Genomic DNA, 21,133 nt, shown 5'->3' with positions numbered 1-21,133 from the left:
TGTCGATGAGTGATCTGAAAAGCCTTGGGTACGTCAAGGTTCAGGCGAGCGACATGCCTCGGTGGCGGCAGTTCGCATTCGACGTGCTCGGCTTCGCCAAGGGCTCGGGACCCGACGAGGATGCGCTGTACCTGCGCATGGACGAACGCGCTGCACGAATCATCGTGGTGCCCGGCGACACCGACAAGATCGTCACCGTCGGGTGGGAGGTTCGCGATCACGCCGCGCTGGAACGCGTGAAGGCCGCACTGGACGCAGCGGGAGTGCCGGTCAAGGAACTTTCGCAGGCGGAGGCCGACGCCCGTCGCGTCGAGGAGGTCATCGCGTTCGACGATCCAGCGGGCACCTCTACGGAGGTCTTCCACGGCGCTGTCCTCGACCACAGTCCGGTGGTAACTCCGTTCGGCGCCAAGTTCGTCACCGGCGAGCAGGGCCTGGGCCACGTCGTGTTGCCCGCCCTCGACGTGCCGGGGCTGTTTCAGTTCTACACAGAGGTACTGGGTTTCGTGTCTCGCGGCGCATTCCGGGTCCCGACTCCGCCGGAGTTCGGCCCCTTACGCGTCCGTTTCCTCGGCCTCAACCAACGCCATCACAGCCTCGCGATCTGCCCGGCGATGACTCTGCGCGATCCCGGCCTCATTCACTTGATGGTCGAGGTCGACAGCCTGGACGCGGTCGGACAGGCGCTGGACCGAGTCAATAAGGACGGCTTCCAGTTGTCCTCGACGCTGGGCAGGCACACCAACGACAAGATGGTGTCGTTCTACGTGCGCGCACCTGGCGACTGGGACATCGAATTCGGCACCGACGGCATGCGCGTCGACGAAACGTATTACACCGCAGAGGAAATCACCGCCGACAGCTACTGGGGCCACCAGTGGGTGGGCGACCTGCCTGCGGCGATGCGGCCATGACCGACAACGACGTCATCCCAGTCCCCGCATCGTCGATCAGCGACTGGGACCACGAAGCCGATGTCGTGATCGTCGGCTACGGCATCGCCGGCGCCGCGGCCGCGGTGGAGGCCGCCCGTACCGGCGCCGATGTCCTGGTGGTCGAACGCACCGGCTCGTGGGGCGGCGCTGCGGCGATGGCCGGTGGGTTCATCTACCTCGGCGGCGGCACATCGATCCAAAAGGCTTGCGGCTTCGACGATTCCGTCGACAACATGGCCGCCTTCCTCAATGTTGCGATGGGTCCCGGGGCCGATGAGAAACGCATCGCAGACTATTGCGAAGGCAGCGTCGCGCATTTCGACTGGCTGGTCGACTGTGGTGTGCCCTTCAAACCGGAGTTCTGGGGCGAGCCGGGCTGGGAGCCGCCGGCCGATCAGGGGCTGATGTTCACCGGCGGGGAGAACGCATTCCCGTTCAACACAATCGCCGAACCCGCTCCGCGCGGCCACATCCCGCAGATGTCCGATAAGCGCGCCGGCGAGAAGAGCGGCGGCTACATGCTGATGAAGCCACTTGTAGAGACTGGGACCGCCGCCGGCGTGCGGTCGCTCTACGACACCCGAGTGGCTTCGCTTGTTGTCGAGTCGGACGGCCGCGTGGCCGGGTTGACCGCCCGTCAGTACGGCAAGTCCTTCGCGGTTCGCGCTCGGCGGGGTGTCGTCCTGGCGGCGGGCAGCTTCGCCTACAACGACGCGATGGTCGCGCAGTACGCGCCGCGAATCGCAGGCCGCCCGGCCGCATCGATCGAACAGCACGATGGACACGCGATCCGGATGGCTCAGGCGCTCGGCGCGGACCTCGCGCACATGGAGGCCACCGAGGTCGCGTTTCTGATCGACCCGCAGCAGACGGTGCGCGGCATCCTGGTCAACGGCCGCGGGCAGCGCTATGTCCCCGAGGACATGTACTCCGGGCGCATCGGCCAGCTCACGCTCTACCACCAGGACGACACGGCGTTTCTGATCCTCGACGGCGATGCCCAGGAGGAGGCGAACGCCGCCATCTCCGCCACCCCGTTCCTCAAACGGCCTGCGACGTGGGTATGTGAAACCGTCGCCGAACTCGAAGGCGAAATCGGGCTGCCCGCCGGATCGCTACAAGCCACGGTCAGCGCATACAACGACGCCGCCGCGCGCGGCGAGGATCCGCTGTTGCACAAGAAGCCAGAGTGGTTGCGCCCCATCGGTTCTCCAGTAGGAGCCATCGACATGCGGGCCAGCTGCGGCGGCTTCACGCTCGGCGGCCTGCAGACCTCGCTCGACGCCGAGGTGCTGCACGTCAGCGGCGCGCCGATCCCCGGCCTCTACGCTGCGGGCCGCACCACCGCGGGCCTGGCGGCATGGGGCTATGCGAGCGGTATCTCCCTGGGCGATGGCAGCTTCTACGGTCGCCGCGCCGGTCGCAGCGCCGCCAAAGCCTGACCCTCCTTCTCGCCCAAACTCATGTGTGGGCGGATAAGTGCGAGTAAATCTCGCCATTTTGTCGATCTCGATGGCTGCAAGTGCGTGACACGGACCACATCCGTGTGCTACAAACAGTCATATTACTATTAGGCATATAGCCGAGGAGGCGTCATGACTGTGACCGTCGATTCCCCAACCCCGAGTGCCGTCATCGACCGGGTGTCGCTGGTGCTCGATGCCTTCGACGGCCCCGGCCGGCTGACTCTGGCCCAGATCGTGCGAAGGACCGGCCTGCCACGCTCCTCTGCGCATCGCATGCTCGAGCGATTGGTGCACCTGCGCTGGCTGCGCCGAAGTGGGCGCGACTACGAACTCGGCATGCGACTGGTTGAGTTGGGATCGTTGGCAGTGCACCAGGACCGACTGCACCGCGCAGCAATCCCGCTACTGCACGACCTCCACCGCGCCACTGGGCTCGTCGTGCACCTTGCGGTATTGGATGGCTCCGACGTCGTGTATCTCGAGAAGATCGGCGACCGGATGACGGCTGCGATCCCCACTCGCGTCGGAGGACGCCAGCCTGCGCACTGCACGGCCGTTGGCAAGGCGATGCTCGCCTACACCGGGGACGCCGACGTCGTCGATTTGGCGACCCGCAAGACCAAGTACTCGATCGGCACCGCCGCACAATTGAGCGCTGAGCTGGCGAAGGTTCGCGCACACGGCGTGGCGTTCGACCGCGAAGAGTCGTTGCCCGGATTCGGTTGTGTCGCAGCGCCAATCGGTGGACCGGGAGAAGCCGTCGCGGCGGTGTCGGTCTGCGGACCGATGAACCGCATGACGTTCGATCAGCGCCTGGCCGCACCAGTGCGGATGACCGCGATGGGGATCTGGCGCAACGTTGAAGACGGGCCGCAACGCGTGGCACCGACACTGCAACAGGTACGACCGCTGCGTGGCGGACCCGCACTGCGCCCGGTCCGTGAATCGGCTGCGCTGCAGTACGCATGAGCCTGGATCCGCAGATCGCCGAAATAATCGAGGCGCTCGATGCAGGATTTCCGCCGGTGCACACGATGACCGGCGCGCAGGCGCGGGCCGCGATTCGGTCGCGCTTCGTTGCTCCCGCAGCTCCGGAAGAAGTCGGCGAAGTCCGTGATGCGAACGTGCACGGTCCTGCCGGCGACATCGCGGTGCGCATCTACCGCCCGGCGTCGATGTCGGGCCCTGTGCCGACACTGGTGTACGCCCACGGTGGCGGGTTTGTGTTCTGCGACCTCGACAGCCATGATGGGCTATGTCGCAGCTTCGCGAATTTGATTCCCGCCGTTGTGGTTTCAGTCGCATACCGGCTAGCGCCCGAGCACCAGTGGCCCGCCGCAGCTGAGGATGCCTTTGCGGTAACCCAATGGGCCGCCCGCAACGTGGACGCGCTCGGTGGTGACCCGAAGCGCATTGTCGTCGGCGGTGACAGCGCGGGCGGCAACCTGGCAGCCACCACCGCATTGATGGCCCGCGACCACGGCGCACCGTCCCTCGGCGGGCAGCTGCTTGTGTATCCGATGATCGCTCCGAACTTCGCCACAGCCTCCTACCTCGAATTCGGCAATGGGTTCTACAACCCCCGTCCCGCTTTGCAGTGGTACTGGGATCAGTACGTGCCCTCCCCCGCCGACCGCCGACACCCCTACGCCGCGCCGATGAATGCTGATCTCCACGGATTGCCGCCGGCCATCGTCATCATCGCGGGCCATGACCCATTGCGGGACGAAGGGATTGCATTCAGCAAGGCGTTGGAGGATGCAGACGTCGCCGTGACACGACTCATATACGACGGCGGCATCCATGGGTTCATGACAATGGCGGCACTCTCTCTGGCACACCGCGCCCGCATCGAGGTGTGCGGCGAGTTGTCTGCGCTTCTCGCACCCACTCATGTCTGAAGGTCAGGTATTTGTCATCGACCGGGTCGTGACTCAACCCGGGCGATGTAGGGAGTTCGTCGACCGCTACCTCGCCGAGTATGCGCCCGGGGCCCGCGAGCGCGGAATGACGTTGCGAGACATCCTCGTCAGCCCACCGGTGTGGTTCACCGACCAAGCGAACACCGTCACCATCACCTGGCAACTGCCGAGTGCCCAGGCGTGGTGGGAGATGACGTGGAAGGGCAGACCCGACCCCAGCGTCGGCCAATGGTGGGCCGACATCGACGAGCTCATCGCCGAGCGATCCCGCAGTGTCGCCGCTGCCGCCTCCGATGTCGATGGGCTGTGCAATGTATAACGTCACGCGGCTGATTCACACATCTTCGGACGCCTCGCGAGATCAGTTGCTGACACCGCTACGCACCTTCGCCTCCGTTGCCGACCACGCTATCGTCGCGCCCAGCCTGCCGGGATCCCGCAATGGCGGCAATATTCTGATGCACCTCCGCTTCGCAAATGACGACCAGTGGACCTCTGTCGCAAGCGATCTCGAAGAGATTCTGTCGAAACCGCTGGTCATGCACATCGATGGCGCCGAGTATCGGGGCATTCCGCAGTCGGCCGAACGACCCGCGCGGGGGTCCGTGTACCGCACACTGTTGTTGCGCGTGGCGCCGGACGCTGATGAGACCATAATCGCCCAATTCGAAGACGACTTACGACTACTGCCGCGCTACGTCAACACAATCATCGCGTGGCAGCTGAGCCGCGTCGACGAACCGCTTGGAACGTCGGCATGGACTCACGTCTTCGAGCAGGAATTCACCGATGTCGATGGGCTGATGGGCCCCTACCTGATGCATCCGATCCACTGGGCGGTCGTCGACCGGTGGTTCGACCCGGAATGTCCCGAGGTCATCGTCCGCGATCGCGTGTGCCACAGCTTCTGCCGTATTGGTGGCGCGGTGTCCTGACGCCGTTTGAGGCGATAGGTGTGTATCGCGACCGACTGGTGCGCAAACCTCAGGGCTGGCGAATCACCCACCGTACGTTCGATCTTCACATTTCCATCCGCGACATCTCGGTACTGCAGCCCGGGAGATGATTCGATTCCGGCGAGCATTACGCTGGGTCGACCCCGAGTGTGCCGGCGTCCTCATTCGCGACCACGCGTGCCACGGCTTCTGCGTGCTGCCCGATTCGGTTCCGACTCGACTGCAGGAACGCGCTTCGATGGCAGGGGCGGCAATGCGTTGACGACCATCCGCATACCTGCCCGCAGCGATGATTCCAATCTGTCGACGTTGCCGTGATCCACCCAGTGCACGTAGGCCTGGCGACAGATTTGGATCACCAGTTGTGCGGGCAGGGTGCGGACGAACGGGTCAGCCCCGAGATCGACTCGCTCAGCCAGGAATTCGGATATGGGATCGGCGAAGTCTTGGCCCCAATCCAGCCAACGAAGCCGGTACTGAGGATCGGTGATCATCAGCGACATGAACCTGCGGTCGATCTCAGGTGCACCCCGCTTGGCAACCTCTGTCGAGAATGCCGTCACCAGGGTCTCGACGGTGTCGCTTGTGCGAGGGGCGGTTTCCAGCACCTCAACGCTGAGACCGCCGAACCGGCGGAACAGCGGCATCACCACATCTTCCTTGACCGGGAAGTGGCGGTGAAAGGTGCGCGGAGCGATCCCCACTGCTTCGCAGATCCGCTCGACAGTTGCCGAAGTGGATCCATCAGCAAGGAAGATGTCACGTGCGGTGAGCGCGATAGTCATTCGAAGCTCGGCGGCACGCCGTTCCGTCAACGTCGGTCTGCTCGCGGCACTCACTGAAGCTCCTTCGTCGTCCGGGACTCCCGCACAGTGGGATGCGCCCAATCCGCCTGGCTGACCGGATCCTAACGTCAATATGTCACATTCTGACAGACATACAGGTTCTGACATAGCGCATCGCGATAAGGACGGAGACGACGACGATGAGCGAACTCAATTACGACGACTACACCCATGACTTCATGGGAAAGGTCGGCAACATCGAGGACTTCTCGCGGGACTTCCTGCTGGGACTGGCCCGGGTGTTCGAGGACACGCTGAACTTCGTGCCCTACGCCCACGTAAAGACCTATTCCGAGAAGGTCGGCATCAACGCCGCCATGGACATTGCCGCCGAGGTATCGAGGGCCGGGATGCGCCAAGTGATGCCGATGGGCCGCTTCATTGCACCTCCGGCCTGGGACTGGAAGAACGCCCAGTACCAGGCCATCCCATTCGATGTACAGACCGAGGACCTGACAAAAGACGCCCTTATGCGGCTGATCAAGACCTACTGGGACCAATACCTGAAGGGCCACAACTACTTCATCGACCAGTGGACGAAGATCATCCCGGAAGAGGAGGTCTGGCTCGGTCTCCCAGGACTCTACGAGCTCATCATCGACTACCAGTACCCCAAGCTGGCCAAGGTGATGAAGATCGAACCTGTGTACGTGGTTGATTTCCTGAAACTGGCTTGCCTGAGTATCGACGGCACCCTCGGCTACGGCGGCGAGTACATCGTGCACAACCGAGATCACGTGGTGCTCAACATGCGCCGCTGTGAAGTCCTGCAAAAGTACACCGACGAAGGTCTGTATCCGCCGGCGCGGGCCTGGATGAACTGCACGTTCGAGCAACGGATCTCTGCGCCGTTCTTCCCTGGTTGCAAGCTCGACATCAACTTGCCCCCCAAAGACTTCAAATTCGCTGACGGGGAGCCCTTCTGCGTCTGGACCTACACCCGTGGTGCCGAGAATCATGCGGCTGCAGCGGCGACACCCGATCCCCGAGCGAGCGCAATGAAGAAGATCCCCATAATGCCGGTGTCTTCAGGCGCAGTACCGTCTGCCTCTGAGTAGGTCATAGAGCTTGTCCTTGTGCAACGGGTGTAGACCGCACAAACCACTATGTGGTCTACACCCGTTGCGCCCCTCGGCTTTTGCGTCACATGCCCGCACGCAGGATATTCGGATTGGCGGTCGCCGGCGGTTCCAACGATGGCAGTACAGACTTACCGTCCAGGCTGTGCACTCGAAGTCCTTGCGACCATGGGTAGTGCAGGCTGAACGCCACGAGCCCGGTGCGTTCGGCGGCCGGCAAGTGGCACATCGCCAACACGGTCTCTGCCAAGTATTCGACAGGCTCGGTCGGGAAAGCCTCCGGGATCAACTGCGCCGCACCAGGTGTCCGGATCGCGGTGGACGGACCCACGCAGTTGACTGCGATGTTCGCGTCGACCAACTCCGCCGCAACGCCCTGGGTGAACCGGTGCAGCGCGGCCTTCATTGACGCATACACCACGTCGCCCGCGGCCTTGTTGTAATCCCGGTACGGCCGCACTGGAGCTACCCCCGTCACCGAGCCGATGTTGACGATCCAGCCAGCACCCTGCTTGCGCATGTGCGGGACCGCTGCTCGCGTCAGCACGAATGGGGTCCGCAGGTAGTGCTCGACCGTGCGGTCGAACGTCTCCAGACTCATACCCTCGACGAGGCTGTAGTCGGCGAATCCCGCGTTGTTGATGAGGATGTCGAGGCGGCCTGTGCGGTCGAGGACCTTGTCGATGAGGCCGTCTCGCTGCTCGGTGTCCTCGAGGTCGGCGGCGACACCGAAGGCGCTACCACCGACGTCTTCGATCAGTGCGATCGTTTCCCCGATGGTGCCCGGAATTGCCGCTGCCGACCCGGCCCTGACAGACGGGGACGGCTTATGGGCGCGTGCCGTCACCGCGACCGTCGCTCCTTCGGCCGCCAGTCGCTGGGCGATCGCCCGGCCGATCCCCCGACTGCTGCCGGTGACCAAAGCCGTTTTCCCCTTGAGCATTTGCGTCATGCCAGGTCGAAGTGCTCCTCCACCGGCGCCCGGTGCTGATGCCACACGTCGACCAGCCGATACGGAGTGGACACCACAACGCGACCTGAACCGGAGCGGTAATAGGTGTGCGCGTTGGGGGTGTGACACCACACGGTCCGCGACATCGCCTCGTCGATCCCTGCTACGTACTCGTCGTACGCCTGCCTGGTCACTTCCATCGTTCTCGCGCCGCGCAGCGCCATCAATTGCAGACACTCGACGATGTAGTGCGCCATCACCTCCATCGAGAAGTTGGCGCCGGCCCCGTGTCCAGGACTGTAATTCGGTGCGGAGTTGATGAACAGGTTCGGGAAACCGGGCACCGTCCCACCGCGGTAGGCGCGCGGACTGTCACCCCACTCATCGGTCAGTTTGCGTCCGTCGCGGCCACGAATGTCGAGGGTGGACAGGAAGTCCAGGTGATATCCCGTCGCGTAGACGATCACGTCCAGGTCGATCTGCCGACCGTCGCGGGTGACGATGCCTCTGGCGTTGACTTCGGCCGGTTCGCTGGCTTCCACATCGACGTGGTCACGGGTCAGGGCCGCGTAATAGCCGCCGGGGTCGCGGATGATCCGTTTACCGTACGGCGCGAAATCCGGGGTGACCTTCTTGGCGAGTTCCGTTCCCGCTCCGAAGGTTCGGTCGATGTAGTCCAGGCACATCTGCAGCAGTACGTCGTTGGCAGGTGAGATCGACAGGTGGCTCTTCGCCCATTCAGGGTCCTGCAAGATGACCGGGTAATTGTTGTCCGCGGTGCCCCAGAACGACTTCAGCCGATGCCACTTGGCGTAGTACGGCAAGCGCCGACCGAGATGCCTTCGGTATTCCGGAACATCGTCGGAGGCGCGCCGACGGGGCGCCACCCAATGCGGTTGGCGCTGAAACACCGTCATGTGCGCCACGGCATCCACGCAGGCGTCGACGATCTGCACCGCGGTGCAGCCCGCGCCGATGATCGCCACCCGTTTTCCCGTGAGGTCCAGCGACGGGTCCCACTGGGCTGAGTGAATGCTGGTGCCCGCGAATGTGTCTCGGCCCGGCAGCTCGGGCCAGCGGGGGCGGTTGAGGTAGCCCGCGGCGGTGATCACCACGCTGGCATGGCTGAGGCTGCGAGTGCCGTGCCGGTCAACCGAGTGGATCTGCCACTGCTTGAGGTCCTCGTCCCACCACAGCGCTTCGACCTCGGTGCCGAACCGAGTGTGTTGCCGCAATCCGTATTTGTCGGCCAGCGAGACCAGATAGGCCTGATATTCCGCGCCCTGCGGATAGTAGCTCGACCACTCGGGATTCACCTCGCGGGAGAGCGAGTAGTACGCCGAGGGCGTGTCGACGCCGATGCCGGGATACTTGGTGGTCAGCCACGTACCGCCGACTTCGTCGTTGCGATCGAAGATCTCGTATCTGACGCCGGCATCGGCAAGGCTGAGCGCGGAGATGATGCCCGCGAGGCCGGCTCCGATGATGGCTACTGTCATGGTTTCCGGCATCGGCACCGTGCGCGGTAAGGCCGGCTGCGAGAGTTGGAAGCCGCCCTGCTCGAGCAACAGTGGAACGAACTCGTCGTCGACCTCGCAGCCGAGCGCCAGTGGCAGCAGTCGCTTGAAGAGTTCCGGGTCGACGGCGTCCGAAGACACGGGCGCATCCAGTGCCTCGACCACCGCCGCCACGAGCGCCTCAGCGGTGTCGGCGTCGGTGACCCCTGCGCGCTCCGGAGGGTCTGGGACATGTGAGATCGCCGGGCCGAACCGCTCGATCACCGAACCATCGCCCGTGAGCTGAGCCAGCACCGCCACCAGCACTCCGGGGTCGGCCTGACGCAAGCTTGCCCGCAGCTGGTCGATTTCGACATCGATCGTCACAACAACCGAGTATCGAAGCACGCGCCCCGGCCATGAGCGGTGTTGTCTACTGAGCGGGACACGCATCCGTTCAGCCGCGACGGGCTCGCATACTCTTCGGCCATGCAACGGGTGCACTACGACGATGACCACCGCGCGTTCGCGGAACTGGCCGGTGATTTCGCCGTCAAAGAAGTCGCACCCCACATCGCCGACTGGGAAAACGACGGCATCGTTCCGCGCGAGGTGTTCGCAAAAGCCGGTGCCGTTGGGCTGCTGGGCTTCGCCGCCGACGAAGCCTTCGGCGGCGTCGGGACGCGCGACTTCCGCTACAACCAGACCCTGATCGAAGCCTTCATGGACGCCGACTGCGGCGCGGTCGGCCTGAGCTTCGCTGTCCACAACGACATCTGCCTGCCGTACCTGGCCGAACTCACCACTCCCGAACAGCGAGACCGCTGGCTGCCAGGATTCGTGAGTGGAGACCTGATCGCCGCCATCGGCATGACGGAGCCAGGCGCCGGATCAGACGTCGCCGGTATCCGCACCAGCGCCGTCGACGCCGGTGATCACTTCGTCGTGAACGGCGCCAAGACCTTCATCACCAACGGGCAGAACGCCGACCTGGTCATTACGGCCGTGCGCACCTCCCCCGACCGCCACCGCGGCCTGACACTGATGGTCCTCGAACGGGGCATGCCCGGATTCGAGCGCGGCCGCAATCTCGACAAGCTCGGCCTGCACTGCCAGGACACCTCCGAGTTGGTGTTCACCGATGTGAAGGTGCCCAAGGACAACGTGCTCGGCGAGGTCGGCCGTGGCTTCGACTATCTGATGGGAAACCTGCCACAGGAACGCATGCAGATCACGGTCGGCAGCCTCGCACGGGCACGTGCGGCACTGCGGTGGACCGTGGACTATGTGCGAGAACGCACCGCGTTCGGCAAACCCATTGGGGCACTGCAGAACACCCGGTTCGCGTTGGCCGATGTCGCAACGGAGGTCTCGGTCACCGAGGCCTTCGTCGACCGTTGCGTCATGGAACTGAACGCCGGGCGGCTAACACCGGCGGACGCCGCCAAGGCCAAACTCTGGGCGACCGAAATGGAGTTCCGCTGCCTCGACGCCTGCCAGCAGCTCTTCGGCGGCTACGGCTACATGCGCGAGTACCCGATCGCCCGCTCGGCCGTCGACGCCCGCGTGACCCGCGTCTACGGCGGCACGTCAGAGATCATGCGGGAAATCATCGGCCGGGACCTGGATCTCGCGCCCAAGCCGTGAAGGACAACGACATGCAGGTGCGCAGCCACACTCTCGGCGATATCCCCCGTCGTTCCGCCCGCCGGTATCCCGACAAGGTCGCAATCGTCGACGGCGACGTGACCCTCACGTTCGCCGAGTTCGACGAACTCGTGGACCGGGCCGCAGCAGCGTTGCGGGACAACGGTTTTGCGGCCGGAGACCGAGTCGCGCTGCTGGCGCACAACTGCTGGCAGTATGCCGTGCTGGCATTCGCCGCCGCGCGAGCCGCGGTGGTTCTGGTTCCGATCAACTTCATGCTCATTGCCGAGGAGATCGCCTTCATCCTCGGCCACTGCAAAGCCAGCGGGTTCATTGTCGAAAACGACCTCATCGGCACTGCTGAGCAGGCGATGGCCCAGGGCGGCGCGGTATCGACGAAAGTCGCATTGACAGCCGACGCCGAGGACGTGCCGAGCGGTTGGGAAGACTTCGCGCAATGGCTCGAACCCACCACCCCCGCGCCGGACCTCGAGATCGCCGACGACCAGTTGCTGCGTCTGATGTACACCAGCGGCACCGAATCGCGTCCGAAGGGCGTGATGCACTCGAGCCGCAGCTTGGTGTCGAACTACGTCAGCACGATCGTGGCCGGATCGATGTCGGCCGACGACGTCGAAATCCACTCGATGCCCCTGTACCACTGCGCGCAACTGGACAATTTTCTTGCGACCGACATCTATCTTGGCGCCACCAGCATCATCATCCCGCGGCCCGATCCGGAGGTGATCCTGCGTGGGATCGAGAGGCATCGGGTCACCAATTTCTTTGCCCCGCCGACGATCTGGATCGCCCTGCTGCGCTCACCAGTGTTCGACCGGGTCGACCTGAGCAGCCTGCGCAAGGGCTACTACGGCGCGTCCGCGATGCCGGCCGAGGTCTTGCACGAGATCCGCGAGCGGCTGCCCAATTTGCAGTTGTGGAATTTCTACGGGCAGACCGAGATGGCGCCGCTGGCCAGCGCGCTAGGACCCGACGATCAACGCGATCATGCCGGTGCAGCCGGTCGGCCCGCAATCAACGTCCAAACCGCGATACTCGACGACAACGACATTCCTGTCCCCGCAGGCACTGTCGGTGAGATCGCCCACCGCGGACCGCATCTGATGCTCGGGTACCTCGACGATCCGGCGCGCACCGCCGAGGCGTTCCGCGGTGGCTGGTTTCACTCGGGAGATCTCGGCTACTACGACGAGTTCGGTCTGCTGCACGTCGTTGACCGCAAGAAGGACATGATCAAGACCGGCGGCGAGAACGTGGCGAGCCGCGAGGTCGAGGAGGTTCTCTACCGCCATCCGCTCGTGCAGGAGGTGGCGGTCTTCGGTGTCCCGCACCCGGTGTGGGTCGAGGCGGTGGTCGCGGCGGTCGTCGCGCGCGACGGCGCAACGCTGCGGGAGGACGAACTGCTCAGCCATTGCCGCAGCCACCTGGCCGGGTACAAGACACCCAAACAGGTCTTCTTCGTCGAGGCGTTGCCGAAGAACCCGAGCGGCAAGTTGCTCAAACGCGAGCTCCGGACCCGTTTCGGCGCCGATCAGAATGTGTTCCACTGACCGGTCGCAACGTTGCCGCGCGACGCGGTCCGGCGGTTGACTGCACGCATGAGCACCGACATCACCTTGTCCGAAGTTCAGGAGTTCATCGCCGGCTTCTGGTACCACTACGACCAGGGCCACTTCGGGGAGCTCGCGGCACGTATGGGCGACGAGATGGAGTACCTCAGCCGCTCCGAATCCGGTGAATGCCCGTTCGAGGATCTGCTCGCCGCTGAATTGCACGGCGGCGCCGAGACCCTGGCCTGGCTGACCCAGCACCGCAACGAAAACCCGTATCCGCTGCGCCATCACGCCACGAACGTCTTCCGGACCGGAGTCGACGGTCCAGTGACCAACGTCCGCTTCTACCTGTTCGTCAACCAGGTCACCAACGCGGTGCCGTTTGCGGTATCCAGCGGTGTGGTCGATGTCGGGGTGCGACGCGGCGCCGACGGCCTGGTGTTCACCTCGATGAAAGTCGTTCTGGACGCCGACGATTCTGTGCCGTTCGCCGAGTACAACGCCGCCGCTACTGCCGCGGGCGCGTAGTCGATCATGTCGGCTCGCGACGTCTTCGGCGGAGGGGTGGCCGTCATCACCGGTGCCGGTGCGGGAATCGGGGCGGGGCTGGCCCGTCACGCCGCACGGCTGGGTATGACGGTGGTTCTCGCCGACGTCGACGCCAAAGCAGTTGCGGCACTTCGAGATGAGCTCGTCGCATCGGGCGCGATCGCCGTCGACGTCGTGTGCGATGTCCGCGATCCCGAGGCGGTCGATGCGTTGGCGGAGCGGACCTATCGCGATATCGGACCCGTCCGGCTGTTTGTCAACAATGCCGGCGTCGAACAATTCGGCTATTTGTGGGATATCCCCGTCGAGAATTGGAACCGCCTGGTCGACATCAATATCAGTGGCGTATTCCACGGCGTGCGTGCGTTTCTCCCGCGCATGCTGGCCACGGAGGAACCTGCGTGGGTGTGGAACTTGTCGTCGATCGGCGGCGTGGCCGTCGTCCCACTGCAGGCGCCCTACATCATGAGCAAGCACGCCGTGCTCGCACTCACCGAATGTCTACGACTCGAGGTCCAGCACGCCGGACACGATCACCACATCCACGTTCAGGCCGTCCTGCCAGGCGCGGTGGCATCCAACATCTTCGAGTCCGCAGGCGGGGTCGACGACGGTGACGTCGCCGCTGCCGAATCGCAACGCGCGGCCATGCTCGATATCAAGACCGATGCCATGGACCCCCTCGCGGCGGCCGAAGTGGTGTTCGATCAGGCCGCCGAAGGGCGGTTCTACCTCTTGACACAACCCGACTATGTCGGCTCCGCGATGGCCGAACGCGCGGAAGTACTTGTCTCCCAACGCCCACCGGTGCTGCGGACGGACCGCCGGTTCGACCCTGCGCACCAATGAGACTCGACCCCGACGCCGCCGCGCGCGTCGCGTCCTTCGGTCAGATCCCACCGATGCGCCAGCGCGGACTGGCGGCGGTGCGCGACGCGGTCGAGTCAGCCCCGCACCCCGACAACATGCCGGCGATGGCGCACATCGAGGACTGTGCGATCCCAGGGCCTGCGGGCCAGATCGCCATCCGGATCCACCGCCCCTCCACGGAGTCCGGCGGGCCGGTGCTGGTCTACTTCCACGGCGGCGGCATGGTGATGGGCTCCAATCATTCGTTCGAGCCGCTGGCGAGAACGCTTGCCGCCGAGTCGAGAACCACGGTGGTGGCCGTCGACTACCGACTGGCCCCCGAGAATCCACCGCCGGCACAGTTCGACGACGCGTACTCGGCCACCGCGTGGGTCGCCGCGAACGCCGAATCCCTTGGCGTCGACGCCGCTCGGCTGGCGGTAGTCGGCGACAGCGCAGGCGGCTCGCTGGCCGCCGCCGTGGCATTGGCCGCGCGCGACCACGACGGACCGAGCATCTGTTGTCAGGTGTTGCTCTACCCCGGCCTCGACCGCGACATGGCCGCACCGTCGGTCACGACGCTGGCCGAAGCGCCGATGCTCTCCCTCGACGACATCAACTACCTGCACGACCTCGCTGACGGCGGTGCGGGCGCACCCCACGATGCCTACCGGGTGCCTGCGTACGCCACCGACCTCACCGGGTTGCCCGCCGCGATCGTCGTGACCGGAGAGTGCGACCCGATTCGCGACTGGGGTGAGCGCTACGCGATGCGCCTGCGCGATGCGCGAGTACAGACGACCGTCACCCGCTACCCCGGCATGTACCACGGCTTCCTGATGCGCTCCGATGCCACCGCCAGGGGCAGGCTGGCCATCGCGGAGGTCGGCGCGCTGCTCAGGGCGAAATTCAGTCACCCGCTGCCCTTTTAACGTCCCGATCAACGGGCATGTGCGTGCTGCGGCGCCGTCGACGGCCGCAAAATCAAGTCCACACTCCAAGCACACCAAGAGGAGACGCAATGCTCACCGAAGAGCGGCGAACGGAGCTTTCAGAGATCCTGCGGCCGGCTTCACCGCCTCGGGAAATCGACAACGTCTACACCGAGGACCAGAAGCAGCGACTGCTCGATGTTGTTCACGCCGAGGGCCCATGGCGGCTGATCATCGCCCAGCACTTCGCGTCGGCCGACGAGTTGATGGCCACGATGAGCGGCATGTTCCCCGAGGGGTTCGAGCCGTCGCTGGATCTGTTTCTCACCCCGACGTTTCGCGGGTATCTGGCCAACTACGGCGCCGTGCTCTACCCCGAACTCCACGACGTGTTCTACAACGAGTCATTCCTGAACATGGCCAAGAGCTACTGGGGCGCGCAATACGCCAAGCCGGAGATGATGCTGTTCAACATCAACGGTCCGTGCGCGAACCGCGACCCCGGCCACCTCGACTCGCCGAGCTTCCGCGGCGTGCGCCACGAGAACGCCCCGACCTGGTTGTGCAGCGTGATGGGCAAATCCGGCCTTTTCACCGACTACCTGATCAAGATGGCTCAGGTCATCACCTGGTTCTCGCTCGACGAGGGCAGCGGCTTCACCTACTGGCCCGACGGGCCGCTGAAGGCGCCCAAACGCATTCTGCCTCCGATCAACAACCGCGGCGTCGTCGTCCAGAACGAGATGATGGTGCATCGCGGCGAGGCCAATGGCCCACTGGAACAACAGGTTCCAGCAGGCCTTGCATTCGATACGGTATTCACCGGCGACCCAGCGGACCGCGACCATTGGCTGCTCAAGAACGGTGACAACGTGATCGCGCGGCATCACACCGACGAGCTGCGATTCCTTGTGCACTGGTCGGCCGAGGTGTTCTCCGACTTCGACGAGCTGAAGAAGAACATGGACGGCACCGACGACCTGACGATCGAACGCGCCATCGAGACGATGGTCAAGGATCTCAACGGCAAGGGCCTCAAGTTGTCGATGCCCGGCGATCCGCTGCATGATGCGGAGTTCATCGGCGCGCTCAACGCCGCCTATGACCTCGGCGGGCCCACCGCATACCCGCAAGAGGCTCCGCTCAGCGCGTTTCAGCTGGCCTGAGCATCAACGCACCACTACCGAACTGGGCTCGCGCGGTGCACCCAACATGTCGCGGTGCGACGGCGGTCGCCGACCGTCCTCGTCGGTGATGCCGTAGCGCTGCGCGAGTTCCGCGCCGATCACGGTGTGTCCTGACAACTCGCCGAGGTCTGGATCGTGGTACAGCGCATTGATCAAATGCCCAGTGAATTCCGGGGTTTCGGCGTGCTTCGCGGTCTCGGTGAGCGCCTCAGGGTGCCCCGCGAAGGCGCTGCGGAACCGTTCGGTGAGCAGAATTCCCATCCAGATCGACACCGTCGCCACTCCCGTTTCGCGGAAGTCGACGGCCATGTCGGCGGCCATCTTGTCCACCCCCGCCTTCTGCGCACCGTAGGCGGGGCCGTGCATGTAGCACGCCGATCCGGGGGACGACGTGAACGCGACCAGGCCGCGATCCTGCCGGACCATCAACGGTGCGGCGTGCCAGGACGCCACATACGCCGACCGCAGCCCGACGTCCAACACGTCGGCCAGCTCGAGCGGCTTCTCCCAGAACGGCTTTGGATTCGTCAGGTCATCGTGGATGGCGGCGACATTGTTGACCAACAGATCCAGCCGGTCACACTCGTGCGCCACCCGTTCGAACAGCGTAGCTACCGCGGCGTCGTCGCTGTGGTCGACCTGTACCGCGATTCCGCCGTCGCCCGGGTCGGTCACCGTCCTGCCGGTCAGGTACACCCGCCAGCCGTGGGCAACGAGCGCCGCGGCGATACCCCGTCCCGCGCCGCGACTCGCCCCGGTGACTACCGCAACACGTTTCACGAATACGAAGTTACGTCGTCACCGGCACCGTCTCGTCTACTACCGGCAGATCGCCGTTGCGCACGGCCTCGACAATCGAATCGCTCAGTGCCGAACAGGCCAGGAACAAGCCTCGTGCCGCGTGCGCGGCGAGGTTCTCGGCATCGCGGCGCTCGTGGCAGCGGGCCGACGCCTCGCGATTCCACTGCACACTTGTCTGGTTCCAGCTGCTCTTGCGGGCCAGCACACAAGCCCCGCAACGGCGGCAGGCCACCGGCGCCATCGGGCAGTCGGCGTACCGATTGTCGGGCCGCACGGTCATCAGGTGGTCCCCGCGGCCGTCCTCGCAGCGAGGTTGGCGTTGACCACCTTCATCCACTCTTCGTACGGGCTGGTGGTGTCGAGCTCGTATTCGAAGCGATCGACCATATCGGGCTGCACATCGGCGACATCGACGTAGAACTGCTCGTACCATCGGCGGAGCTGGTAAACGGGACCATCCTCTTCACACAACAGCGGATTGTCGATGCGCGCCTTGTTCTTCCAGATCTCGACATCCTGCTCGAAACCCATCTTGACGAAGTCCCCAAGACCGATCGCGGTTTCCATCGCGAGATCGTCGGGCAGCGCCTCCGACTTCTTGACGATGATGCCGTATTGCAGCACAAAGGAATTCGCGTCGATCGGATAGTGACAGTTGATCAGCACAGTCTTGTGATCCACGTCGGGATAGTGATAGGTCAGGTCGTCGATCATGAACGAGGGGCCGAAATACGATGCCACCGAGGTGGTTCCAAGCATCTGCGACTCCCCCGGGTCGCCGATGTCCGGGCGGCCCGCCCCATTCATGTACTGAGTGGCGACGTGGCCTTCGAAGATGTTCTTGAAATGTGTGGGCAATGATCCGTGGATGTAGAAGAAGTGCGCCATGTCGACGACGTTGTCGATGATCTCGCGGCAGTTGATGTGCACGACGGTGGTGTACCAGTGCCAGTCCGTCCACTCGTCGCTGGTGGCGCCCTCGATGCGGGGGATTCTCACCTCCGGCGGCGGCGGATTGTGCTCGGGGTCGTTCCACACGAACAACATCCCGTCCTGCTCGAGGGTCGTCCACGTCGCGGTGCGGGCCAGCCTCGGCACCCGCTTGCTGTACGGCACCTTCTTGCACCGGCCGTCGCCTCCCCAGCGCCAGTCGTGGAACGGGCACGCAATCTCGTCGCCCTTCACCTCGCCCTGGGACAGGTCGCCGCCCATGTGCCTGCAGTAGCCGTCGAGCACGTTGATCCGGCCGTCCCCGCTGCGGAACACCACCAACTTCTTGCCGAACGCATTGATCCCATGCGGTTTGCCGTCGCCGAAATCCCTGGTCAAACCAAGACAATGCCAGCCGCGGGCGAATCGAGTGGGAGCCGCTTCGGCCTCGATCTGCCGAATCTCGTCAGTATCTGACTGCAACGTCATGACCTTGTTTCTACCGTCGCAGGACCGGTGACGGAGGCGATCGTCCCGCTAGAAGGGAGAAGTGCGCCGCCGCGCCGTTTCTGCGACTTACCGTCACACCCGTGACCTCTGCTCAAAGTGCGGCCATTCCCGCGGGCCTACCGATCGGTGACACGACGGTTGACTTGCTCGTCATCGGTTCCGGCACGGGCATGGCCGCGGCGTTGGCTGCCGCAGAGCGTGGGCTGAAGGTGCTGATCGTGGAGAAATCGGCCTATGTCGGCGGGTCCACCGCGCGCTCGGGCGGCGCGCTGTGGTTTCCGGCGAGCCCGGTCCTCGAGGAGAACGGCGCGGGCGACACGATGGCGCGTGCCGACACCTATCTCGAGTCGGTCGTGGCCGGCACGGCCCCTCCACAACGCTCGACGGCCTTCCTTGCGCACCTCGCGGAGACGGTGGAGATGCTGCGGCGCACCACACCGCTGCGATTCATGTGGGCACGGGAGTACTCCGACTATCACCCCGAGCAGCCAGGAGGAACGGCGGCGGGGCGCACTTGCGAGAGCAAGCCGTTCAATACCTCGGTGCTGGGTCGTTACCGCTCCCGACTGCGTCCCGGCGTCATGAAGGCGTCGATTCCCATGCCGACGACCGGTGCCGATTACCGCTGGATGAATCTGATGGCACGGGTGCCGCGAAAGGGCATTCCGTTGATCGTCAAGCGGCTGGGACAGGGAGTCGGTGGCCTGCTGCTCGGCCGCCACTACGCGGCCGGTGGTCAGGCGCTGGCCGCGGGCCTGTTCGCGGGTGTACTGCGAGCCGGCATCGGCGTGTGGACGGACACCTCGTTGGTGCGGCTGACGACTGATGGCGCCGAGGTCACCGGCGCCGTAGTACTACACGATGGAAAGCAGTTCACGGTGACAGCGCGCAACGGGATCGTGCTCGCCGCTGGGGGTTTCGACCACAGCATGGACATGCGGTGGAAGTTCCAGTCGGAATCCCTCGGGGAGCATGCCAGCCTTGGCGCAGAGTCCAACACCGGCGACGCCATACGGATGGCCCAAGATGTCGGGGCCGCAATCGATCTCATGGACCAGGCCTGGTGGTTTCCTGCTGTCGCCCCCCTGCCTGGCGGCGCCCCGGTGGTGATGCTGGCCGAGCGGTCGCTTCCGGGTTCGCTGATCGTCGACCAGAACGGCAGCCGGTTCGTCAACGAGGCGACCGACTACATGTCGTTCGGGCAGCGTGTGTTAGAACTCGAACGCGCAGGCACGCCCGTCGAGTCGATGTGGATCGTGTTCGATCAGAAGTATCGCAACAGCTACGTCTTTGGCGCCGAACTCTTTCCGCGGATGCGCATCCCCCAGGCGTGGTATGACGCGGGCATCGCCCGCCGGGCCGACAGCATCGCTGAGCTTGGCCGCCTGATCGGTGTCTCCCAGGAGACATTGCTTGCGACATTCTCCCGGTTCAACGAAATGTGCTGCGCCGGACATGATTCCGATTTCCATCGCGGACGAAGCGCCTATGACCGGTACTACGGCGATCCCACTATCACCCCCAACCCGAATCTGCGCGCGCTGAGCGAAGGCCCGTTCTACGCGGTGAAAATGGTGCTCAGCGACCTGGGCACCTGTGGCGGCCTGCGGGTCGACGAACGTGCCAGGGTGCTACGCGAAGACGGCAGTGTGATCGACGGGTTGTATGCGATCGGCAACACCGCCGCCAACGCCTTCGGGGCCACCTATCCGGGTGCAGGCGCCACGATCGCGCAGGGTTTGGTCTACGGCTACATCGCCGCGCACGACGCGGCAGGCAAGTAGTCAGTCGGAGTCTTCTGCGTCGGCCTTCTTCTCGATCTCGTACCAGTATTCCGGTGCAGGCCAAGGAACCTTCGTCCGTCCACTGTCACCGACGCGAGGAAACTCGGCGTCCGCCTCGTCGAGCTCCTTGATCATCTTCAACGTCAGCTCACGCTCGTTGGCGTAGTACCGCTCGGCCCATCGCAGCGCCACCCGCGCGTACGCCCACGACGGATCGGCCCCGGCCCATTTGGCATCCTTGGCGGCCTGCCGATGCATGTCGTCGGCATAGGCCAGGTGCTCCTGCAGAATCTCTTTCAGCCTCGTCGGGTCGGTGAGGTGTCCCAACGTCACTCGCAGCAGTGGGCTGTGTTTGAGCACGGGCGGGTCGAGGGGTGCTTCGTTGGCCCACCGCGTCACCGCTTCCAGCCCAGCCTCGGTGATTTTGTACAGCCTGCGATTGCGGGTGTTGCCGCTGTTCTCGACGCGCGACGTGACCAGGCCGAGTTGCTCCAGCTTCTTGAGTTCGGAGTAGATCTGGCTGTATGCCGGGCTTCCGTAAAAGAACCGCATGCTCCATTCGATCCACTTCCGGATGTCATAACCCGAAAGCTCGTACTCATACGACAGCATGCCCAGCAGCGCCCAGCTGGTGGCCGCCAGATTTGGCTTGCCCGGTGGATCGCCGTCTGCCATTTTTTCAGACTAACAACACTGGTCACAGCCGAAAGCGTCACTCA

At 64.4% G+C, this 21,133-nt stretch carries 21 protein-coding genes; 14 read left to right on the top strand and 7 right to left on the bottom strand.

Going from position 1 to position 21,133, the window contains the following annotated elements; genetic code table 11:
- The first annotated feature begins 5 nt into the window (after positions 1–5).
- The 6 genes from bphC to J3E61_RS27670 all read left to right on the top strand — a co-directional run bounded on the left by bphC (position 6) and on the right by J3E61_RS27670 (position 5,258).
- The gene (bphC, locus tag J3E61_RS27695) at positions 6–914 is read left to right on the top strand and encodes a biphenyl-2,3-diol 1,2-dioxygenase (RefSeq protein WP_210086053.1); all 909 of its coding nucleotides are present in this window, start codon (positions 6–8) and stop codon (positions 912–914) included.
- A complete protein-coding gene (locus J3E61_RS27690; protein WP_210086052.1) occupies positions 911–2,377 on the top strand; it encodes an FAD-dependent oxidoreductase in 1,467 nt (488 codons plus the stop codon). Before bphC ends, J3E61_RS27690 begins: the two co-directional genes overlap by 4 nt.
- 153 nt (positions 2,378–2,530) lie before the next feature.
- Entirely contained in the window at positions 2,531–3,370 is an 840-nt protein-coding gene (locus tag J3E61_RS27685; protein WP_210086051.1) for an IclR family transcriptional regulator, read from the top strand.
- Entirely contained in the window at positions 3,367–4,302 is a 936-nt protein-coding gene (locus J3E61_RS27680) for an alpha/beta hydrolase (protein WP_210086050.1), read from the top strand. The genes J3E61_RS27685 and J3E61_RS27680 overlap by 4 nt, the downstream gene beginning before the upstream one ends.
- Complete coding sequence (locus tag J3E61_RS27675) at positions 4,295–4,642, top strand: hypothetical protein (RefSeq protein ID WP_210086049.1); 348 nt, start codon at positions 4,295–4,297, stop codon at positions 4,640–4,642. Before J3E61_RS27680 ends, J3E61_RS27675 begins: the two co-directional genes overlap by 8 nt.
- Positions 4,635–5,258 carry a Dabb family protein gene (locus J3E61_RS27670; RefSeq protein ID WP_210086048.1) on the top strand — a complete coding sequence of 208 codons (624 nt, stop codon included), beginning with the start codon at positions 4,635–4,637 and terminating at the stop codon, positions 5,256–5,258. Before J3E61_RS27675 ends, J3E61_RS27670 begins: the two co-directional genes overlap by 8 nt.
- Positions 5,259–5,440: 182 nt before the next feature.
- Here J3E61_RS27670 and J3E61_RS27665 read toward each other — a convergent pair whose 3' ends face one another.
- Positions 5,441–6,064 carry a TetR family transcriptional regulator gene (locus tag J3E61_RS27665; protein ID WP_210086720.1) on the bottom strand — a complete coding sequence of 208 codons (624 nt, stop codon included), beginning with the start codon at positions 6,062–6,064 and terminating at the stop codon, positions 5,441–5,443.
- A 200-nt stretch (positions 6,065–6,264) separates the two neighbouring features.
- Here J3E61_RS27665 and J3E61_RS27660 point away from each other — a divergent pair, with 200 nt between their 5' ends.
- Positions 6,265–7,182 (top strand): hypothetical protein, encoded by a 918-nt coding sequence (locus J3E61_RS27660; RefSeq protein ID WP_210086047.1) that lies wholly within the window; start codon positions 6,265–6,267, stop codon positions 7,180–7,182.
- 85 nt (positions 7,183–7,267) lie between these two features.
- Here J3E61_RS27660 and J3E61_RS27655 read toward each other — a convergent pair whose 3' ends face one another.
- Positions 7,268–8,155 (bottom strand): SDR family NAD(P)-dependent oxidoreductase, encoded by an 888-nt coding sequence (locus tag J3E61_RS27655; RefSeq protein ID WP_210086046.1) that lies wholly within the window; start codon positions 8,153–8,155, stop codon positions 7,268–7,270.
- On the bottom strand, positions 8,152–10,104 hold the full coding sequence (locus J3E61_RS27650; protein WP_210086045.1) for an NAD(P)/FAD-dependent oxidoreductase: 1,953 nt from the start codon (positions 10,102–10,104) through the stop codon (positions 8,152–8,154). Before J3E61_RS27650 ends, J3E61_RS27655 begins: the two co-directional genes overlap by 4 nt.
- A 36-nt stretch (positions 10,105–10,140) precedes the next feature.
- Between J3E61_RS27650 and J3E61_RS27645 the strand changes: the two genes are divergently transcribed.
- The 6 genes from J3E61_RS27645 (at position 10,141) to J3E61_RS27620 (ending at position 16,368) form a co-directional block, all read left to right on the top strand.
- Entirely contained in the window at positions 10,141–11,298 is a 1,158-nt protein-coding gene (locus J3E61_RS27645) for an acyl-CoA dehydrogenase family protein (protein ID WP_210086044.1), read from the top strand.
- Between the two features lie 11 nt (positions 11,299–11,309).
- On the top strand, positions 11,310–12,869 hold the full coding sequence (locus J3E61_RS27640) for a long-chain-fatty-acid--CoA ligase (RefSeq protein ID WP_210086043.1): 1,560 nt from the start codon (positions 11,310–11,312) through the stop codon (positions 12,867–12,869).
- Positions 12,870–12,917: 48 nt separating this feature from the next.
- Entirely contained in the window at positions 12,918–13,400 is a 483-nt protein-coding gene (locus J3E61_RS27635) for a polyketide cyclase (protein ID WP_210086042.1), read from the top strand.
- A gap of 6 nt (positions 13,401–13,406) precedes the next feature.
- A complete protein-coding gene (locus J3E61_RS27630) occupies positions 13,407–14,270 on the top strand; it encodes an SDR family NAD(P)-dependent oxidoreductase (protein WP_210086041.1) in 864 nt (287 codons plus the stop codon).
- Positions 14,267–15,202, top strand: coding sequence for an alpha/beta hydrolase (locus J3E61_RS27625; protein WP_210086040.1), 936 nt, complete (start codon positions 14,267–14,269; stop codon positions 15,200–15,202). Before J3E61_RS27630 ends, J3E61_RS27625 begins: the two co-directional genes overlap by 4 nt.
- A gap of 89 nt (positions 15,203–15,291) precedes the next feature.
- Entirely contained in the window at positions 15,292–16,368 is a 1,077-nt protein-coding gene (locus J3E61_RS27620; RefSeq protein ID WP_210086039.1) for a hypothetical protein, read from the top strand.
- Positions 16,369–16,371: 3 nt separating this feature from the next.
- Here the strand turns inward: J3E61_RS27620 and J3E61_RS27615 are convergent, their stop codons facing one another.
- The 3 genes from J3E61_RS27615 to J3E61_RS27605 are packed head-to-tail and all read right to left on the bottom strand — an operon-like array spanning position 16,372 to position 18,609.
- Positions 16,372–17,169, bottom strand: coding sequence for an SDR family NAD(P)-dependent oxidoreductase (locus J3E61_RS27615; protein WP_210086038.1), 798 nt, complete (start codon positions 17,167–17,169; stop codon positions 16,372–16,374).
- 10 nt (positions 17,170–17,179) lie between these two features.
- The gene (locus tag J3E61_RS27610) at positions 17,180–17,470 is read right to left on the bottom strand and encodes a ferredoxin (RefSeq protein ID WP_210086037.1); all 291 of its coding nucleotides are present in this window, start codon (positions 17,468–17,470) and stop codon (positions 17,180–17,182) included.
- Positions 17,470–18,609, bottom strand: a complete 1,140-nt coding sequence (locus J3E61_RS27605; protein WP_210086036.1) for a 3-ketosteroid-9-alpha-hydroxylase subunit A — start codon at positions 18,607–18,609, stop codon at positions 17,470–17,472. Before J3E61_RS27605 ends, J3E61_RS27610 begins: the two co-directional genes overlap by 1 nt.
- 101 nt (positions 18,610–18,710) lie before the next feature.
- Between J3E61_RS27605 and J3E61_RS27600 the strand changes: the two genes are divergently transcribed.
- Positions 18,711–20,414 carry a 3-ketosteroid-delta-1-dehydrogenase gene (locus J3E61_RS27600; protein ID WP_210086035.1) on the top strand — a complete coding sequence of 568 codons (1,704 nt, stop codon included), beginning with the start codon at positions 18,711–18,713 and terminating at the stop codon, positions 20,412–20,414.
- On the opposite strand, the gene J3E61_RS27595 is transcribed toward J3E61_RS27600, so the two are convergent.
- Complete coding sequence (locus tag J3E61_RS27595; RefSeq protein WP_192723375.1) at positions 20,415–21,089, bottom strand: helix-turn-helix transcriptional regulator; 675 nt, start codon at positions 21,087–21,089, stop codon at positions 20,415–20,417.
- Positions 21,090–21,133 lie beyond the last annotated feature (44 nt).

Origin of the sequence: Mycobacterium sp. OAE908 (assembly GCF_017872775.1) — a bacterium.
Classification (GTDB): domain Bacteria; phylum Actinomycetota; class Actinomycetes; order Mycobacteriales; family Mycobacteriaceae; genus Mycobacterium.
Note: the sequence above shows the minus strand (reverse complement) of the source record. Positions and strands in the feature narration are given on the sequence as shown.

What these genes read in the sequence shown, in the direction of transcription:
- J3E61_RS27680 (WP_210086050.1), top strand. Translation starts at nt 3,367, where the DNA reads ATGAGCCTGGATCCGCAGATCGCCGAAATAATCGAGGCGCTCGATGCA.
- J3E61_RS27665 (WP_210086720.1), bottom strand. Translation starts at nt 6,064, where the DNA reads ATGACTATCGCGCTCACCGCACGTGACATCTTCCTTGCTGATGGATCC.
- J3E61_RS27625 (WP_210086040.1), top strand. Translation starts at nt 14,267, where the DNA reads ATGAGACTCGACCCCGACGCCGCCGCGCGCGTCGCGTCCTTCGGTCAG.
- J3E61_RS27685 (WP_210086051.1), top strand. Translation starts at nt 2,531, where the DNA reads ATGACTGTGACCGTCGATTCCCCAACCCCGAGTGCCGTCATCGACCGG.
- J3E61_RS27620 (WP_210086039.1), top strand. Translation starts at nt 15,292, where the DNA reads ATGCTCACCGAAGAGCGGCGAACGGAGCTTTCAGAGATCCTGCGGCCG.
- J3E61_RS27650 (WP_210086045.1), bottom strand. Translation starts at nt 10,104, where the DNA reads ATGCGTGTCCCGCTCAGTAGACAACACCGCTCATGGCCGGGGCGCGTG.
- J3E61_RS27595 (WP_192723375.1), bottom strand. Translation starts at nt 21,089, where the DNA reads ATGGCAGACGGCGATCCACCGGGCAAGCCAAATCTGGCGGCCACCAGC.
- J3E61_RS27660 (WP_210086047.1), top strand. Translation starts at nt 6,265, where the DNA reads ATGAGCGAACTCAATTACGACGACTACACCCATGACTTCATGGGAAAG.
- bphC (WP_210086053.1), top strand. Translation starts at nt 6, where the DNA reads ATGAGTGATCTGAAAAGCCTTGGGTACGTCAAGGTTCAGGCGAGCGAC.
- J3E61_RS27690 (WP_210086052.1), top strand. Translation starts at nt 911, where the DNA reads ATGACCGACAACGACGTCATCCCAGTCCCCGCATCGTCGATCAGCGAC.
- J3E61_RS27645 (WP_210086044.1), top strand. Translation starts at nt 10,141, where the DNA reads ATGCAACGGGTGCACTACGACGATGACCACCGCGCGTTCGCGGAACTG.
- J3E61_RS27670 (WP_210086048.1), top strand. Translation starts at nt 4,635, where the DNA reads ATGTATAACGTCACGCGGCTGATTCACACATCTTCGGACGCCTCGCGA.
- J3E61_RS27630 (WP_210086041.1), top strand. Translation starts at nt 13,407, where the DNA reads ATGTCGGCTCGCGACGTCTTCGGCGGAGGGGTGGCCGTCATCACCGGT.
- J3E61_RS27635 (WP_210086042.1), top strand. Translation starts at nt 12,918, where the DNA reads ATGAGCACCGACATCACCTTGTCCGAAGTTCAGGAGTTCATCGCCGGC.
- J3E61_RS27675 (WP_210086049.1), top strand. Translation starts at nt 4,295, where the DNA reads ATGTCTGAAGGTCAGGTATTTGTCATCGACCGGGTCGTGACTCAACCC.
- J3E61_RS27655 (WP_210086046.1), bottom strand. Translation starts at nt 8,155, where the DNA reads ATGACGCAAATGCTCAAGGGGAAAACGGCTTTGGTCACCGGCAGCAGT.
- J3E61_RS27605 (WP_210086036.1), bottom strand. Translation starts at nt 18,609, where the DNA reads ATGACGTTGCAGTCAGATACTGACGAGATTCGGCAGATCGAGGCCGAA.
- J3E61_RS27610 (WP_210086037.1), bottom strand. Translation starts at nt 17,470, where the DNA reads ATGACCGTGCGGCCCGACAATCGGTACGCCGACTGCCCGATGGCGCCG.
- J3E61_RS27640 (WP_210086043.1), top strand. Translation starts at nt 11,310, where the DNA reads ATGCAGGTGCGCAGCCACACTCTCGGCGATATCCCCCGTCGTTCCGCC.